The following is a 13,705-nucleotide window of genomic DNA, read 5'->3' as shown; positions in this document are numbered from 1 at the left end:
CCTCCGGACTAGACGCTGTGGCCCCCGCGCGGCGCGGCAGGCAAGTCCCGGCAAGTTGTGGTCAAGCCCCGCAGTACCGAAGTACTGCGGGGCTTGCACCGTATTTGTCTTAGACGGCGGGACCGCGCGGGGTGGTCGTCGTCGTTCCCGCGCCGGGACGGACGTCGTTACGCCGCTTCAGCCCCGCGAGTCCCAGCAGGCCGAGCAGACCGGTCAGGCCCCACAGTCCTGTCTTGTCGCTGTGGTTGTTGTTGGCGTCGTTGTCCGCCACTGTCGTCGTCGTCGATGCCGGCACCGTCACTTCAGTGGTGGCGTTGGCAAGGCCCGCCCCACCGAACAACAGTGAACCGGTGGCACACATGACTGCAAGGGTCTTACGCATTGTTCCTCCATTAATTTGCGGTCGCGACAGATATGACCGAGCGAAAGGGCTAACTGCTTAGTCCTTTCACCCCCGCGTGGTGAAGGGTTGTCCCGCACCATCGCGTGCTACCGCTTACCCCGGTTCATTGCGCGGAAACATTTCTCATACAAGTTTCTTGCGCGACCGCAAGGGCCGACTGCCCGGCACAGCCGGCCGCACGTCGGCCCTGGAAGCAGTGGTTCAGTGATTACGCAGCTTGCTGATCAGCTTGTCTTTGGTCAGGCTGGAATAGCCGGACAACCCGAGCTCTTTTGCTTTCTTTTTCAGCTGCGGGACAGTCCATTCGTCGTAGGACTGTGATTTGCCACCCTTGCGGCCGACCTTGGACTTTCCTTGACCGGCAGCCGCGTTGGAAATCCGCGCCGCCTTTTCCTTCGAGTCGCCCTTTTTCCGCAGGTCCTGATAGAGCTTCTCATTTTTGATCGACGAATTCGGCACGATCATCACCTCCTGAAATGCACGGCCATACCGGGATTGCCTGCGTCAGGAGACGCCAAACCAGGGCTACACGGCTTCGCCGACGGGCGAAGGCAACTGGCGGACCGGACCGGTGATCCGATCCGACGAGCCCAGTCCGCCCGTCCGGTGTGTTCGGACGGCGGTCCAGAATGCCGTTTAGGACCCGAAGTTTCCGGGTTGGTTTCGCGCTGTCGCGATCGGGAATCCGATCTGAGATGTGGCGTGCAGCCACTCGGCCAGCGTAAGCAACGACAACAGATGGGGATTGTGATGGGCGACAGCGGTCCAGAAGAAGGCGCCAAGGGCGTCACCGAAGGCATCAAGGGCAAGGCCAAGGAAGCCATCGGCAGTGTCACCGGCAGCGACGACCTGAAGAACGAGGGTGCGGCCCAGCAGGAGAAGGCCGACGCGCAACGCGACGCCGCCAAGAAGGAGGCGGAAGCCGAATCGGCGCGCGGTGGCGCCGAGGCCGCCGAGGAGAAGCAGAAGTCGAACCAGTAGCAGTAACGATGTTGGCGGCCCCGGCCTTCCGGCCGGGGCCGCCTTCGTCTTAAAACCCTAGTGGCACACCATTTCCGACGTACCTGAGCCCGGCATCGCGCACACCGGCCGGGTCGAGAAGGTTTCTGGTGTCCACGACTACCGCCGCGGGTGCCTCTCGAGCGATGGCACGCCAATCGAGTTCCCGGAACACCGGCCACTCGGTCAACACGACGATTGCTTCGGCGGCTTTGGCGGCGCGGTACGGTTCGTCGACGGCGGTGACGCCGGCTTGGTGCAAAATGCCGGGATCGATACCGCGCAGTTGTGGGTCATAACCCATGACGTGGGCGTCAGCCTGTGCCAACTCGCGGCAAGTCGCCAGAGCGGGCGAATCGCGGGTGTCGCTGGTGTCGGCTTTGAAGGTCAGGCCCAACGCCGTGATCCGACAACCCGACAGCGGACGGCCCAGGGCGCGGCGCAGCGCGTCGGCAATGCGGCCGGCTTGCGCGGCGTTGGTGGCCCGCGCGGCCTCGACTTCGGCGAAGGTGACGCCGTGGCGGCGCGCGGTGTGCACCAATGCCGCGGTGTCTTTCGGCAGGCAGGAACCTCCCCAACCGGGTCCGGGCCGCAGGAACTCCGACCCAATTCGGCGGTCAGCGCCCATGCAGCGAGTGACGTCGTGAATGTCGGCGCCCACTCGCGAGCACAGTGTCGCCAGCGAATTGGTGTACGACAGTTTCACGGCTAGAAAGGCGTTGCTGGCGTACTTGGCCACCTCGGCGCTTTCCGGCGTCATACGCAACACCGGCTCGGCGCCCGAGCCGCAGGTGCGGCTTACGACGTCGGCGACGGCTGCGTCGATGCTGCCGACGACTAGACGGTCCGGGTGCCGGAAGTCGAGCACGGCCCGCCCCTCACGGAGGAACTCCGGAGTCGAGACCACGCGAATTCCTTTGTCTTTCAGTCGCTCTGCCACCGCAGCGGTGGTGCCGACCGGGACTGTCGACTTCATCGCCACAATGGCATCTCTGGCCAGCACTGCACCGAGGCTGTCGACGGCCGAATACACCGCGGTGAGGTCCGGCCGCCCATCGTCGGCGCTGGGAGTCGGAACACACACGAACACGATGTCGCGGTCGGCCAGCGTCGCGTAGTCCGTGCTGAAGCTCAGCAGCCCTGCCGCGAGACCGTCGCGCAGCAGCTCCGGCAGCTCCGGCTCGTCGATCACCGGGATCCCGGCCGTTAGCGTGCGCACCCGCTCGGGGTCGACATCCACAGCGACGGTGTCCAGGCCTCGTTCGGCAACGCAGACGGCGGTGGTCAGGCCGACGTAGCCGACGCCCACCACACCGACCCGGATCGCGGCGCTCATGCCGCCTCGCTCAGGAGGTTATGGCTGGCTTCGAGGACGCTGGCAACGCTGATGCGCTGCAGCCCTGGATGCGGGGTGTCAGCATGCGGATCACCGGTTTCGCCGGCCCACAAAGCGACATGGGGCGCGGGACCGCGTGGCCCCCAGCGCTGCGGCGGGGTGGGCCCGAACAGCACCACCGAGGCTGTCGACGTGGCGGCCGCCAGATGACCCAGGCCGGTGTCCCCACAGATCACCAGGCGGCTGTCACTGACCAGTGCGGTCAACGCGGGCAGGTCCAGCAGCCCCGCGACCACGGCGGTCCGCGGCAACCCCGCGGCGCGGGCGACGTCGTGGGCGAGGTCGAACTCGCCCGTCGATCCAGTGATCACGATCTCGTACCCCTCGTCGCGCAGCGCCGCGGCGACTGCGGCGAATCTTTTGGTCGGCCACTGCCGCGCGGGCGCCGAGGCGCCGGGGTGGATCACCACCGCGCCGCTCTGGTCCAATGGAACCGAGGGGCGCGGCAGCGTGACATCCGTTGTCTCACATGCGATTCCCGCCGATTCCAGCAGACCGCACCAGCGCGTCACTTCGTGCACCTCGGGATCCCACGGGGGACCGGCCAGTGCCGGGTGGCGGTGGTGGGCGTGGGTAATCACCGATTTTGGCCGCCAGGTCAGCAGATGGTCGATGCTTTCCGGTCCGCTGCCGTGCAGGTTCACCGCAAGCTCCGGGGTAGGCGGCTTTGCGTGGAAGTCGCCCAGACGCTCGGTGGGTAGCAGGGCGTCGATGGCACCGCTGAGCAGCGCCAGGTCTCGGTAGCGCTCGGGCGCGGCCAGCACGATGCGAGCGTGGGGATAGTGGCGACGCAAGCCGCGCAGGGCCGGTATGGCCGTCAACAGATCACCCAGGCCCAACGCCCGCAGGACGACTATGGTGTCAGGTGAGGTAGCGGCCGCGGTTATGGCCACGATGACTCCGTGGACGCGCACACCACCAATTCGCGGATCTCACATCCCGCGGGCTGCGAAAGCGCGAAAAGGACTGTCTCGGCAACATTCTCGGGCTCGTTCAGCTTGGCGTCCGGCGGCGGCTTGTATTGGTCGGTGCGTCCGTCGAAGAACGGGGTGTGCATGCCGCCGGGGATCAGCAGCGTCACGCCCACCTCGCCGGCGAGTTCGGCGGCCAGTGCCCGGGTGAAGCCGACGACCCCGAACTTCGAGGCGCAATACGCGGTGGCGTCACTGACCGCTTTGATGCCTAAAGTCGACGCGCAGGTGACGATGCGCCCGTGGGTGGTTTTCAGGTAGGGCAGTGCGGCGCGAATAACGGCCGCGGTGCCGACCAGGTTCACCGCGACGACTTGTTCCCACTCTTTGGCTGGGACCTGCTCGAGGGTTCCGCAGGAGTCGATGCCCGCGGCGGTGAACACTCCGGTGATCTGCCCGTCGACCTGCTCGGCGAGTGCCTCGACGGCCGCCGTCACTGCGCTGGTATCGGCTAGGTCGCAGGGCGCGTAGGGAACGTCGACCGCGGGCGGTTTCTTGTCGATCACCAACGGCACCCCACCGCGACGGGCGACCGCCGCGACCGTGCAGGCGCCCAACCCCGAGGAGCCGCCGCTGATCAGCACGGCACCCAGCGGGTTTTCGGATTGACTGGAGAATGCGGTCATGTCAGAGCCTTTCGTTGTCCATGCGGCCGGCGTTGGCCGCCGCGATCAAGCGGGAGGAGGAGTAGCCGGCGACCGTCGGCAAGATGACGACTTCGCCGCCATGACGGCGCACCACGTCGGCCTCGGGCAGTTCGTCGGCGGTGTAGTCGCCGCCCTTCACCCACACGTCGGGTCGCAAATCCTCGAGCACGCCTTCCGGCGTGGCCGCATCGAAGATTGCGACGGCGTCGACGCAGGCGAGAGCGGCAAGTACGCGGGCCCGGTCCGCGTCGTGCATGACCGGCCGACCCTCCCCCTTCAGCGCCCGCACCGAACGGTCGGAGTTGATCAGGACGATCAGCGCATCGCCAAGGTCGCGGGCGTGGCGAAGCAGTCGGATGTGACCGGTGTGCAGCAGGTCGAAGCAGCCGCCGGTGGCGACCACGGTTCGCCCGTTGCGACGCCATCGCTGCGCCAGGGCGATGGCGTCGACGCCGGTCGGATCCTCGGCCCGCACCGCCAACGACACAACGTCGGCACCACCAGCGGTCACCGGAGTCGACACGGCGCTGGCTCCACCGGTGACCACGAATCGAGCGGCGTCGGCCACCGCGGCTTCGACGGCGGCGACCGGGTCGGCGCACCCACCCAATGCGGCCGCCGCGGCGACGGAGAACCGGTCCCCGGCTCCGCAGACATCGGGCGCACCCGCCACCGGTAATTCCGGAACGGCGATGTGGCGGACGCCCACTTCACCCGCGGAGACCCGCGCGCCGCGGGAACCGCGGGTGATACACACCGCGCCGGCTCGCCATTTCTCGCGCAGCATTTCCCCGGCGTCGGCCGCATCACCCCCGAAGTGGCGCGCCTCCTCCTGATTAGGCGTCACCAGTGCACAGCCGGGCACCGGTGTGGCACCGCGCGGATGCGGGTCCCACACCACCGGGATCCGGGTGGCCAGGCGACTCAGGGCGGCCCGCACCGCCGGTAGCCCGGTGATCCCCGCACCGTAATCAGCCACGCAAATCGCCCGCGCCGCGTCCAGGGCGTCGGTTGCCTCGGTTGCTAGTGGGCGATCCACCGGTCGGGCGTCGCCGCGATCGAGTCGCAGCATTGACTGGCCCCGGGCCCGAATTCTGGTCTTGGTCACGGTGGTTCCGGTCATCGGGAGCGCCACCACTCGCACGCCGGCGTCGGTGAGCAGGTCATGCAACCGGCGACCGGGCTCGTCGTCGGCAATGCCGGTGATCAGCACGACTTCGGTCTCAGTGCGGGCGGCGAGCACAGCGGCCAGGCCCGCCCCGCCGGGGCGCTGCACCGTGCGCTCGGCATCGACCACGGGAACTGGCGCCTCGGGACTCAGCCGCGTCGCCGTCCCCTCGACATCGACGTCGAGTATCGAATCTCCAACGATGACAAGAGGCTTCATGACGTCTCCGGCCGCAGCAGCGCGTCGTCCAGCGCCATGCACAGCCCATGCACCAGCAACAGGTGGATCTCTTGCACTGTCGCGGTCGACGCGGCATCCACGCTGATCGCTTCATCACACATGGAGGCCAGCATGTTGGGCGCCGGGCCGGTCAATGCCCACGTCCGCATGCCGATTTCCTGGCCGGCCTTGACCGCGGCGACCACGTTTCGACTGGTGCCGCTGGTCGACAACGCCACCAGCACGTCCCCCCGGCGGCCGTGCGCACGCACCCCGCGCGCGAAAATCTCCTCTTCTCCGTAATCGTTGGCGATAGCGGTCAATGCCGATGTCTCGGCATGTAAGGCGATGGCGGACAAGGGGATTCGCTCCTCGCGGAAGCGACCGACAAGTTCACCGGTCAGATGCTGAGCTTCGGCGGCGCTGCCGCCGTTGCCGCAAGCCAGCAGTCGGCCGCCGCCGGACAGCACCAGCGCGAGGTGACGACCCCACTCCCGCAGCCGCGTCACCTCGCCGCTGGTCCGTTCCACCGCTTCGCGCAGCGCGTCGAAATGCGTCTCGATCATGGCTCTCCTCCTCTGGACCGCACCGCGGCAAGCAATTCCGCGTCGCTGATTCCGTCTAGGCACGGGTGGCCGGCCACCGGACAGACCCGGGCCCTGGTGGCTCGACACGGCGCCTGCTGATTGCCGAGCACGGTGACCCGCGGGCTGTACGGGCTCCACTGCGAAGCCGGCACCACGGGCGCGAACAACGACACCACCGGCGCACCGACGGCGGCCGCCAGATGCGCCGGACCGGTATTGGGCACGACGACGGTGCGCGCCGCCGCGAAGACCGCCGCCAGCTCGGCGAAGCTGGTCTGGCCGCCCAGATCCAGCGCCACGTCACCGGCTACCGCGGCCGTCAGAGCGGCCTCGTCCGGACCTCCGGTCACCACCACGCGGTATCCGGCCTGAGTCAGCGCCGACACCATGGCGGTGCTGCGCTGCTGACCGGGCTGTCGGGCGGGCACCGCGGCGCCGGGGTGGAACGCCACGAACGGGTCGGCGCCGATGCGAGCGGCCAGGTGCGGTGCCAGCGGGCCGACATCGCGAATGCGCAACGCGCCGTCGTCGCCTTCGGGTAGTGCACAGCCGGCCGTGGTGACCAGTGACAGGGCGCGCTCGGGCTCGGGCACGCCGCTGGGCACCTGGTGTCGCAAATCCAGCAGGGTGCCGGGGTAGTCGACGCAGGTGGCGCCCACCCACGGCACCGAGGCCATCCGGGCCAGCAGGGCCAACGGCAACGGAGACTGGTGAAACGACGTCAGGATGTACATGCGGGCCGGGCCGATGTCGCGCAGCTGTTTGATCAGCGCCTCGGCGTGTGAGGCGGTGAGTTCGGGGGAATCGAAGTCGACCCACGGCGCCTGCCACTCGACGATCTCGTCCACCGAGGGCAGCAGTTCGGCAGCGTCCCGCCCGCGGGGTCCGACCAGCATCACGACTCGGTCGTGGGTGGCCGCGACGGCGCGTACCGCGGGACCGGTGATCAGCACATCGCCCGCGCTGTCCAGGCGCGCGACGACGGCCGTGCCGACGGCTGTCACAGCCACTCCCGCAATACCAGTGACACCGCGTCCTCGAGGGTGGCGGCCACGCGCGCCTGGGCGCGGGCCCGATCGACCTCTTCGGGCAGGGTGCGCGCGGTCGGGACGAGCACCGCGCCGGCCTGGGCGGCCAACGCCGCATCCACGTCGCCGCCGGTGTCGCCGATCATCACGCAGCGATCCGGCGGCACCGCCAGCGCTTCCGCGGCCGCCAGCACCATTCCCGGTTGTGGCTTGCGGCACTGGCAACCATCGGTCTCGCCGTGCACGCAGACCTGCCAGGAGTCGAACGGTCCGAGCACTTCGTCGACGCGCGCGTTGACCGCGGTGAGCTGGTCTGGGCTGATCAATCCGCGCGCCACCCCGGACTGGTTGGTCACGACCGCGAGTAGCAGCCCTCGCTCCCGCAGCCGCGCCAGCGCGCGGGTGGCACCGCGGGTGGGCAGTACCCCGTCGGGATCGTTGAGATACGGCCGGTCGACGATGATCGTGTCGTCGCGGTCCAGTAGCACCGCCAGCGGCGGGTCGCGGCGAGCCCGGCGGAACGTCCACTTGCCAATCAGCCTGTGCCACAGCGCAATTGGGGGGATCACCGCACTGGTCACCGCCAGGCGCAGCGCTTCGGCGAGGGTGCGGGGCCCGGCCAGCCAGCGGCGGATGGTGAATTCGACGGTCAACACCAGCCAGAGCACCGCACCGATGACGGCCAGCGGGCCACGCCGCGCGAGACCGGCGAGCAGGCCGAGCGCACCGGCCAGCGTGGTGGCGGTGTGCGCGGGCATGCGACCCGGTCCCTCGCCGATCATGGCCCGCCAGGACCGGCCGTACTTGCGCCGCAGTAGGGCGTTGTCGCGGTTGCCCTGCTGCGCCCGCACACTGGCCCACCAGCCGGCCGGAGCGACGGGATGGATGGATCTCCGGTGACCGCGCACGATCTCTCCGCCGGCCGCCACCATGCGCACCGCCAGATCAGAGTCCTCCCGGTAGGCGCGGGGAAAACGTTCGTCGAAACCACCGACCGCTATGAGCATGTCGCGCCGATACGCCATATCCGCGGTGATCCAACGCGCCTGAGCCAGCCGCAAGGTGCGCCGCTCATCATCGGTCGGCTGCCGCGACGCGGCCGTGGGCACTTCGATCATCGCCTGGGAGCCGACTGCTCCGGCCTCGTCGGCGGCTTGCAAGTCGGCGACGACGTCAGATTTCCAAGACGGGTGCGGCACGACGTCGTCGTCCAGGAAGCAGATCCAGCGCGTCGAGGCGGCCCGCCAGCCCACATTGCGCGCGGCGGCCGGCCCGCGACCGCCGCTGCGAAGCACCCGCATCGGCGTCTCACCGCACCGCGGGAGGTCGTCATCGGGCGTGCGCCGATCGTCGACGACGATGATCTCGTCCGGCTCGGGTCCGAACCCGGTCTGCAACGCAATCAGCAAGTGACGCAGGGATTCTCGCCCGATGGTGGGTACCACGATGGCGTACTTCATCGGCGCCGCCTGATCACAAACGGACCAATGGCCAGCACGTCGATGGGTGAGCTGCCGAACACCTCCAGCGCGTCGCGCGGGCTGTCCACCATGGGCCGGCCCGCCGTGTTGAAGCTGGTGTTGACCACCACAGGCACCCCGGTGCGGTCGGCGAATCGGCTTATCGTCGCGTGTAGGCGCGGGTTGTCGGACTGCTCGACGGTCTGTATCCGAGCGGTGTTGTCCACGTGGGTGACCGCTGGAATACGGTCCCGCCACGCTTCGGCCACGTCGTGGACGAACAGCATGTAGGGACTGGGCAGCGGCCCGCGGGAGAAGATCTCGGCAGCGCGTTCGGCCAGAACCATAGGCGCAACGGGCCGGAACTGTTCGCGCCCCTTCACCGCGTTGAGCCGCTCCAGGTTCGCGGCGGCGCGCGGATCGGCCAGCAAGGAGCGAGCGCCGAGCGCTCGCGGCCCGAATTCGCTGCGACCCTGAAACCAGCCGATCAACTGGTTGTCGGCTAGCGCGTCGCCGACCGCACCGGCGAAGTCCTCGGGCCGCTCGTAGGGCACCGCCGCCTCGTCGAGCGTCGCCTTGATCTGCTCATCGCTCCACCCGCGGCCGAGCAGTGCCGTCGGCATCGGCGCGATCTGCTCACCGAACCCGGCGGCCAGGCTCAGTGCCGCGCCCAAAGCCGTGCCGGAATCGCCGGCGGCAGGTTGAACCCATATGCGGTCGAATCCGCCTTCGGCGTGAATGCGGCTGTTGGCAACACAATTGAGCGCTACCCCGCCGGCCAAGCACAGGGCATCACCGTCGGCTCGGTCGCGCAGCCATCCGACCAACTCCAGCAACACGTCCTCGACCACTCGTTGCACACTGCAGGCCAGGTCGGCATGGATCGGGTCGAGATCGGTGGCCCCGGGTTCACGCCTCGGCGCCAACTCGTCCCAGTCGATCGGATCGGTGCGGAAGCCGCCGTCGCTGCAGGTGTACACCTTCTTCCGCAGTTGGTCGATGAACCTGGGCCGACCGTAGGATGCCATCGCCATCACCTTGTATTCGTCGCTTGATCGCGCGAATCCCAGGTGCTCGGTGAGGCTTTCGTAGAACAGTCCCAGCGAATGCGGCAGCGGCTGAGACGCCAGCACGTCCAGTTTGAAATCCCGGTACACCCCGGCGAGCATCGAGGTACGTTCGCCCCGCCCGTCGACGACCAGGACCGCGGTGTCGGGATGTGGCGATGCGAGCGCCGTGGACGCCGCATGCGCGACGTGGTGGCGCACATGCTGAAACGCGGCGGGGTTCAAACCGGGCACTGCGGATGCCAAGAAGCGCGGGGCGCGTTGCGCGTACAACGTCCGCAGGTACTCCCAGTCGCGGTCCAGACCGGCCGGGTCGACCGGTTCCTCGTACATCAACGCCGGATCGTAGGAATAACCGATCGCATCGATGTCACCGGGACCGATGCCACCTTGTTCGAGACACCACCGGATGGCGGCCACCGGCACTTCCCACGTCGAGAACGGGACGGCCTGCTTGCCGTGCTTGCGCCGGGAGAACCGTTCTTCCTCGGCGGCCGCAACCACCTGTCCGTCGATGACCAGGGCCGCTGCCGGGTCGTGAAAGACCGCGTTGACACCGAGAATTCGCACTGCTGCCTCCTACCGCGCCATCTGCTGAGGCGCCGAGATGTGGGCGGTATCGCGGAACCACTGCAATGTGGTGCGCAATCCGGATCGGTAATCCACTCGCGGTTGCCAACCCAGCCGTTCACGTGCCAGGGTGATGTCCGGGCATCGACGCTGTGGGTCGTCCTCGGCCGCTGCGGTGAACTCGATCGGACTGTCGCTGCCGGCCAAGTCGCGAATAAACTCAGCCGCCGCAAGAACTGTCAGCTCGGCCGGGTTGCCGATGTTCACCGGCCCGCCGAAGTCGCTGCGTGCCAACGCCATCAATCCCGACACCGTATCGTCGACGAAGCACAGCGACCGGGTCTGGTCCCCCGTCCCAGATACAGTCAACGGTTCACCGGCGAGCGCTTGGCGACAGAACGTAGGCACCATCCGGCCGTCGTCGGCGCGCATACCGGGCCCGTAGGTGTTGAAGATGCGGGCCACGCCGACATCGACCCGGCCGAGCCGGCGATAGGCGAATACCAAAGCCTCAGCGTATCGCTTGGCTTCGTCGTACACACTGCGTGGCCCCACCGGATTAACGTTGCCCCAGTAAGTTTCGGACTGAGGATGCTCTTCCGGGTCGCCGTAGACCTCACTGGTGGAGGCCAGAACCAGACGGCCGCCACCATGTTCGGCGATTGCGCACGCCGTCTCGGTGCCCGCCGAGCCGACCCGCAACGTCTGAATCGGCAGTCGCTGATAATCGATCGGCGAGGCCGGTGATGCCAGATGAAATACGGTGTCGAATTCGGTCCCGACGATGGCGGTTACCGATGGGTCGCAAATGTCCTGTCGCACAAGGCGATAGCCCGGCCGCCCGGCCATGCGGTCCGCCGCGCCGGGAAGACTGGTGGACAGGTCGTCAACCGCCACGACCTCCGCCCCGGCCGAGAGCAATTGCTCACACAAGTGAGTGCCCAGGAAACCGGCGCCACCGGTGACCAGGACGCGCGATAGTTGACGCACCGGCATTTCGTACCCCGCAATTCGATGCTGAAACCGAGTTTGGTGTACGCGATCCCGGGTAGCCAAATTAACCGTGGCCGCCCGCTTCGGTAACCAATCCCGAACCTCTTTCGTGATCGCGACGCGTGACCGCGCCGCGGAACTCTCCTCTGTGCTGCAGCGCCTGTTAAACTCCACCAAGTGCCCAATTGTCGTCGTCGACAACAACTCTCGCGATGACTCCGTGCGTAGCGCCACTCGCATCGCCGAGCAAGCAGCAGGCCGGGTGACGGTGGTGCCGCTGACTCGCAATGAGGGCGCGGTGGCCCGCAACGTCGGCGTGGCGCAATGTGATACGCCGTACGTCGCATTCTGCGACGACGACTCCTGGTGGTCTCCGGACGCGATCGAGCGCGGCGAATCCGTGTTCGACGAGTATCCGACGGTGGCGGTGCTTGCGGCCCGAACCGTGATGTGGCCCCAACAGCAGGACGACCCCTTCGTCGCCCTGTTGGCCAACAGCCCGCTCGGGCACGACCCCAGCTTGCCGGGCCCGTCGATTCTGGGCTTCCAGGCATGCTCGGCGGTGGTGCGTAAGAATGCATTCGAGGAAGTCGGCGGATTCAACCCGATCCTGCATTTCCGCGGCGAGGAAGCCTTGCTGTCCTGGGACTTGGCCGCCAGGGGCTGGGACCTCTGCTTCTGCGGCGCGCTGGTCGCATACCACCAGCCGTCAGCGACCCGCAAGCCTTCCCAGGTGGAACAGGCCCGGGTACGGCGCAACGACGCGCTCACCGCGTGGCTGCGACGGCCGGCAAGCCGTTGCTGGCAGGCCGGCTCTGAGTTGGTGCGGGCCGCCGCACACGACCGCGCCCACGCGAAGGCACTGCTCGAGGCGCTGGCCGTACTGCCCGCTGTCCTGCGGGAGCGCCACCGGCTGCCCGAGCCCGTCGAACGGTCGGTGCGACTACTCGAAAGCCACTGAGCCACAACATTACCCAGACCGGCTGCTCGCTGCTGTCATGGCACGGCGCGCGGGTACCACCTTCTCGTAGACACGCTCGGTATCAGCTGCCACTCGATCCCAGGTGTAGCGCGCCTTCGCCCGCTCGCGCCCGCCGTCCCCGAGGGCTTTGCACCAGTTGCGGTCCGAAACCAGCGAACTGATCGCCTGGGCCAGCGCCTGAGGATCCTTGGGCCGCACCAGCCGCCCGGTCACACCGTCCACCACGGTGTCACGAATTCCACCGACCGCCGAGGCCACCACCGGCACGCCACAGGCCATGGCCTCCAGTGGCACGATGCCGAAAGGTTCGTACCAGGGCGTGCAGGCCACCACGTCCGCAGAGCGCAGGACCGTCGGCATCTCGGCCCGGCTGATGGCGCCGACGAACTCCACCCGGTCCGCCACCCCCAGTTCACCGGCCAACCGCTGCAGTTGTTGCGCATACGGGTCGTCGGTCAACGCCGCCCGCTCCGGGCCGCCGACGATGACCAGCTCGGCGTCGGGAATCTCCGGCAGTGCGCGGATGAGCGTCTCAAAACCCTTGCGCGGCACCAGTCTCCCGACTGACACAATGCGCGCCCGGTCACTGCGGGGGGCGGCGGGACCTTCGGTGGTGAACGCGTCGATGTCAACACCGCACGGCACGACCGACGTTCGGGACCGGGCGCGTCCCATTCGCACCAGTTCGAACACTTCGTCGGTACTGGTGGCAGCGACCCAGTCCACGCCGCGCGCCAGTGTCGTCTCCAGGCCGATGCGGCAGTCGGGACTGGTGTCGTCGACACCCTGGTGCAGTCGCTTGACCGAACCAAGCGCGTGGAAGGTCTGCACGGTAGGGATGTGATGCGGTTGGGCGGCCCGCAGTGTCGCGAGGCCGGACATCCAAAAATGCGCATGCGCCACGTCGGGAGTTTCGCTCGCCCACTGCTGCTCCAAGAAATGGCCGAACGCGTACATGTACTGCAGCAGTTGATCTTTGGCCAGTGTCCGGGCCGGGCCGGCAGGCACATGAACCACCGAGTACCCGTGCCCAGTCTCGACCCGCTCCGGCAGGTGAGTCTCGTCGCGGCGGGTATAGACCACTACGTCGTGCCCGCGTCGGGCCAGAGCCGCCGAAAGTTCTGCGACATGGACGTTTTGACCGCCCGCGTCTACGCCACCCAGATGCGCCAGCGGGCTGGCGTGTTCGGAGATCATCGCGATCTTCATGCGGGC

General features: G+C 67.8%; 14 protein-coding genes. 2 read left to right on the top strand and 12 right to left on the bottom strand.

The annotated features are described in order from the left end of the window. Positions 1-109: 109 nt before the first annotated feature. Complete coding sequence (locus A9W95_RS09440; protein WP_067411220.1) at positions 110-382, bottom strand: WGxxGxxG family protein; 273 nt, start codon at positions 380-382, stop codon at positions 110-112. A gap of 222 nt (positions 383-604) precedes the next feature. Continuing rightward, positions 605-862 carry a Rho termination factor N-terminal domain-containing protein gene (locus A9W95_RS09435; RefSeq protein ID WP_067411249.1) on the bottom strand — a complete coding sequence of 86 codons (258 nt, stop codon included), beginning with the start codon at positions 860-862 and terminating at the stop codon, positions 605-607. A 279-nt stretch (positions 863-1,141) separates the two neighbouring features. Here A9W95_RS09435 and A9W95_RS09430 point away from each other — a divergent pair, with 279 nt between their 5' ends. Next, the gene (locus tag A9W95_RS09430) at positions 1,142-1,384 is read left to right on the top strand and encodes a CsbD family protein (RefSeq protein WP_371328043.1); all 243 of its coding nucleotides are present in this window, start codon (positions 1,142-1,144) and stop codon (positions 1,382-1,384) included. Between the two features lie 49 nt (positions 1,385-1,433). Here the strand turns inward: A9W95_RS09430 and A9W95_RS09425 are convergent, their stop codons facing one another. From A9W95_RS09425 to A9W95_RS09385, 9 genes are read right to left on the bottom strand one after another with little or no spacing between them, the layout of a single operon-like run. Next, positions 1,434-2,738 (bottom strand): UDP-glucose/GDP-mannose dehydrogenase family protein, encoded by a 1,305-nt coding sequence (locus A9W95_RS09425; RefSeq protein WP_067411217.1) that lies wholly within the window; start codon positions 2,736-2,738, stop codon positions 1,434-1,436. Beyond that, complete coding sequence (locus A9W95_RS09420; protein ID WP_067411244.1) at positions 2,735-3,691, bottom strand: glycosyltransferase family 9 protein; 957 nt, start codon at positions 3,689-3,691, stop codon at positions 2,735-2,737. Before A9W95_RS09420 ends, A9W95_RS09425 begins: the two co-directional genes overlap by 4 nt. Continuing rightward, the gene (locus A9W95_RS09415; protein ID WP_067411215.1) at positions 3,682-4,395 is read right to left on the bottom strand and encodes an SDR family oxidoreductase; all 714 of its coding nucleotides are present in this window, start codon (positions 4,393-4,395) and stop codon (positions 3,682-3,684) included. Before A9W95_RS09415 ends, A9W95_RS09420 begins: the two co-directional genes overlap by 10 nt. A gap of 1 nt (position 4,396) precedes the next feature. Next, positions 4,397-5,803 (bottom strand): D-glycero-beta-D-manno-heptose 1-phosphate adenylyltransferase, encoded by a 1,407-nt coding sequence (gene rfaE2, locus A9W95_RS09410; RefSeq protein ID WP_067411213.1) that lies wholly within the window; start codon positions 5,801-5,803, stop codon positions 4,397-4,399. Beyond that, a complete protein-coding gene (locus A9W95_RS09405; RefSeq protein WP_067411210.1) occupies positions 5,800-6,369 on the bottom strand; it encodes an SIS domain-containing protein in 570 nt (189 codons plus the stop codon). The genes rfaE2 and A9W95_RS09405 overlap by 4 nt, the downstream gene beginning before the upstream one ends. Then, positions 6,366-7,394 carry a glycosyltransferase family 9 protein gene (locus tag A9W95_RS09400; RefSeq protein ID WP_067411207.1) on the bottom strand — a complete coding sequence of 343 codons (1,029 nt, stop codon included), beginning with the start codon at positions 7,392-7,394 and terminating at the stop codon, positions 6,366-6,368. The genes A9W95_RS09405 and A9W95_RS09400 overlap by 4 nt, the downstream gene beginning before the upstream one ends. After that, positions 7,391-8,878 carry an HAD-IIIA family hydrolase gene (locus A9W95_RS09395; protein ID WP_067411204.1) on the bottom strand — a complete coding sequence of 496 codons (1,488 nt, stop codon included), beginning with the start codon at positions 8,876-8,878 and terminating at the stop codon, positions 7,391-7,393. The genes A9W95_RS09400 and A9W95_RS09395 overlap by 4 nt, the downstream gene beginning before the upstream one ends. Beyond that, entirely contained in the window at positions 8,875-10,515 is a 1,641-nt protein-coding gene (locus A9W95_RS09390) for a carbamoyltransferase C-terminal domain-containing protein (protein WP_067411203.1), read from the bottom strand. The genes A9W95_RS09395 and A9W95_RS09390 overlap by 4 nt, the downstream gene beginning before the upstream one ends. 9 nt (positions 10,516-10,524) lie before the next feature. Further along, entirely contained in the window at positions 10,525-11,511 is a 987-nt protein-coding gene (locus tag A9W95_RS09385; RefSeq protein ID WP_172826588.1) for an NAD-dependent epimerase/dehydratase family protein, read from the bottom strand. A 106-nt stretch (positions 11,512-11,617) separates the two neighbouring features. Between A9W95_RS09385 and A9W95_RS09380 the strand changes: the two genes are divergently transcribed. After that, on the top strand, positions 11,618-12,469 hold the full coding sequence (locus tag A9W95_RS09380; protein ID WP_067411241.1) for a glycosyltransferase family 2 protein: 852 nt from the start codon (positions 11,618-11,620) through the stop codon (positions 12,467-12,469). 9 nt (positions 12,470-12,478) lie between these two features. On the opposite strand, the gene A9W95_RS09375 is transcribed toward A9W95_RS09380, so the two are convergent. Beyond that, the gene (locus A9W95_RS09375; RefSeq protein WP_067411201.1) at positions 12,479-13,699 is read right to left on the bottom strand and encodes a glycosyltransferase; all 1,221 of its coding nucleotides are present in this window, start codon (positions 13,697-13,699) and stop codon (positions 12,479-12,481) included. Positions 13,700-13,705: the final 6 nt, after the last annotated feature.

Origin of the sequence: Mycobacterium sp. 1423905.2, assembly GCF_001673155.1 — a bacterium.
Lineage (GTDB): Bacteria > Actinomycetota > Actinomycetes > Mycobacteriales > Mycobacteriaceae > Mycobacterium.
Note: the sequence above shows the minus strand (reverse complement) of the source record. Positions and strands in the feature narration are given on the sequence as shown.